Genomic DNA, 1,413 nt, shown 5'->3' on the forward strand with positions numbered 1-1,413 from the left:
GACCAGGTTCACGACGGTGCCCGGCCCCGGAGCACCCGCGGAGCGGGAGGCCGGCGCTGTCGCGCTCTCGGGCAGCGGTCCGTGCTCGCGCAGCGCGGAGAACAGCGCGCGTGCCTCGGAGCGGCGCAGCTCCAGCTGGCCCCGGGTGTTCGGGGCGTCGCTGACCGGGACGGACAGGAACAGCGGGGCTTCCCCGTCGCCCGCGGCACCCGACCGGGCGAGTCCGCGGGCGAGGGTGAGGATCTCGCCGGCGTCGACCCCGTCCGCCGACAGCGCCGACGACACCCCCGCCGCGGAGCGGCCCGGCGCACCAGGGGTCAGCAGCGAGGTGGTCGAGAGCGCATCGCCCAGCGCCGCGGCGAGCACGCGTTGCTGGCGCCGGACCCGGTTGGCCGGGGAGCTGTCCGCGGTGCCCGCGGCGGAGGCGAAGCGGACCGCGGTGGCCCCATCGAGCTCCACGGTGCCCGAGCCCTCCACGACCGGGCCGAGCACCGGGTCCACGACCGGGCGCTCGGTGCAGACCTCGATCCCGCCGACGGCGTCGACGAGCTCCGGGGTCCCGGCCAGGTCGAGTGCGACGAAACCGCTCACCGGCATGCCGGTGAGCTGCTGGACGACGCCGACGCTGCAGGCGGGGCCGCCGACGTCGTAGGCGGTGGCGAAGGCGGTCCGGGACTCCGCGGGCACGGTGTCGCCGTAGGTGCCGGTCGCGGCGTCGAAGCGCCGGCACGGCGGCCGGGAGACCTCCAGCGTCGCGGGGATCGACAGGGTGACGGCCGGTCCACCGCCCGCGGGCCGGTGGACCAGCACTGCCGTGTCGGTGCGCGCGGACTCCGCGGTGCTCGCGCGGTCGGCCTGCAGACCCAGCACCAGGACGTTCTGGTCATCGGCCTGGGTGTCGGCATCGAGGATCGCGTCGGTGTCCGGGGCGAGGGCGACGACGTCGCGGACACCGGCGTGGACCTCGCTGCGCCCGGCGAACCCGAAGGCGGTGGTGACCAGGACGAGCACCGCGGCCGCCGCCGCGCCGATCCGCAGCGCACGGGCGCGGGGGTCGGGCCGGGCCGGTGGCGGGGTGCCTGCCGGTTCCGGCTCCGCGGAGCCGGGGACGGCCTCGTCCGGCGCGGCCTCCTCCGCCGTGGAGGCGTCCGTGGCGGGCGGGTCGTCCCGGTAGCGACGACGGCGGCGGCGCGGCACCAGCGCGTCGACGACCTCGGTGACGCGCGAGTCCGCGGCGCCGCGGCGTGCGGGGCGGGACGGCGCCGCGCCCGCCCCGGCCCGTCCGGCCTCCGCGGTGGCGGCGACCCCGGTGCTCCCGGTGGCCACTCCGCTCCCGGAGCCCGGGCGCGCTGTGGCGGCCGGGGTCGCCCGGGTTCCCGGGCCGGTTCCGGTGGTCGGGGTGGCGGGACGCGC

1 protein-coding gene is annotated in these 1,413 nt (G+C 79.0%); it reads right to left on the reverse strand.

Annotation, left to right across the window (positions count from 1 at the left end; translation table 11 throughout):
• The coding region (locus tag Ae505Ps2_RS09380; RefSeq protein WP_212567621.1) for an LCP family protein at window positions 1-1,326 on the reverse strand (1,326 nt) is incomplete at its 3' end.
• Window positions 1,327-1,413 lie beyond the last annotated feature (87 nt).

Source organism: Pseudonocardia sp. Ae505_Ps2 (genome assembly GCF_001932425.1).
Lineage (GTDB): Bacteria > Actinomycetota > Actinomycetes > Mycobacteriales > Pseudonocardiaceae > Pseudonocardia.